Genomic DNA, 1,219 nt, shown 5'->3' on the forward strand with positions numbered 1-1,219 from the left:
CGACAGCACCGTTAACCACCGTTTCATACGGCCCGCCATCGACCGAAAGGTCGATAGCATACTCGACGCGGGTGCCGACTTTGTCGCCGTTGTTTTTCTGGAGCAAGAGAGTTGGCCATCCCAGGCGAATTCGCAGCGCAGAGAGCTGCGTGTTGGATACCGCGCGCACGTACGGCACAGCCTGTTTCAGCTCGTATGAAACCTGAAGTTCGTTTTCAATGCCGGGGAAGCCCTGAATGTAGTCCTGGTCCTGAGTACCGGAACGGAACTCATATTTCACATTATTGAAGTTATAACTTCCGTCGGCGTTCTGAAGAGGCGTGTACGAAGATGAGTCACCAAGAAAAATGTTTTTACCATCAAGTCCGCCTGCGAACTCACCCTCTCCAAGCGCAATCAGCACCTTTGCCCTTGCAATGGACTGAATGCTGTCCGGTGCTTCAACGGGTGTTCGGGTCTGATTGCTGCCACCTTTACCGCGGCCTTTGATGATTGTCGTCGTCATATCGCGTCCATAAAAAAGCCACCGTCAGGTGGCTTGCAGTACGTGGTTTGGTTTATTGCTGATCTTCTGCATAAACCCCGGCGGATATAATGGCGCCGCCAATTTCCCGTTGCCCATAAAGCAGGGGGACGGGATTGCCAGATGCCGTCGTGTTAACGGGACCACCAAACGCATAGGAGGGTTTGTTATCAGGTTCCTGACGCATTCGCAGACCTGAAACCTGAGGAGAGAGCATTTGCACTACACCGCCAACGGCCATTGCGGCACCAACGGAAAACATGAGGTTACTTGCTGCGATACTAACTCCCGGCATCCATATGGCAGCAGCGACCAGAGCCGTTCCGAGCAACGCCTGGAAAACGCCAGCTCTTTTACTACCCCTTATCACAGGGATTATTCTTAACTCATCACCCGGCCCCAGGAGTTCAAACTCTTCGTGCCCGATATTGCGACGATCCCGGAAAATAACAAAATCCAGTCCCTTTGCCCGAGCTTCACGCAGATAAGCATCAAAGCCGTCAATGGTGTTAGAAAGCGCCCTGAAAACTTCGCTGGCGGACGTTAGTGCACGGCGATGTGTCCTGCCAAATCGCTGAGCCATTGAGCCGCTGAGTTTGATAACGGTTTTTCTTTCCATTACATCAAATCCTTATAACGCAGAATTTTGATGGTACGGTCACGGTAATAGCCACCGTAGGGAATGCGCTGGCTTAG

General features: G+C 52.2%; 2 protein-coding genes. Both read right to left on the reverse strand.

The window, feature by feature from the left end; translation table 11 throughout:
- Positions 1 to 505, reverse strand: a 505-nt coding sequence (gene gpJ / locus ACYVJ4_RS18470; protein WP_460461518.1) for a TipJ family phage tail tip protein, incomplete at its 3' end; no start/stop codon positions are given.
- A gap of 52 nt (positions 506 to 557) precedes the next feature.
- The gene (locus ACYVJ4_RS18475; protein WP_022648879.1) at positions 558 to 1,142 is read right to left on the reverse strand and encodes a tail assembly protein; all 585 of its coding nucleotides are present in this window, start codon (positions 1,140 to 1,142) and stop codon (positions 558 to 560) included.
- Positions 1,143 to 1,219: the final 77 nt, after the last annotated feature.

The sequence above is a fragment of the Angustibacter peucedani genome, assembly GCF_054779595.1.

Coding starts and splice junctions, on each gene's coding strand:
- ACYVJ4_RS18475 (WP_022648879.1), bottom strand. CDS start 1,142: ATGGAAAGAAAAACCGTTATCAAACTCAGCGGCTCAATGGCTCAGCGA.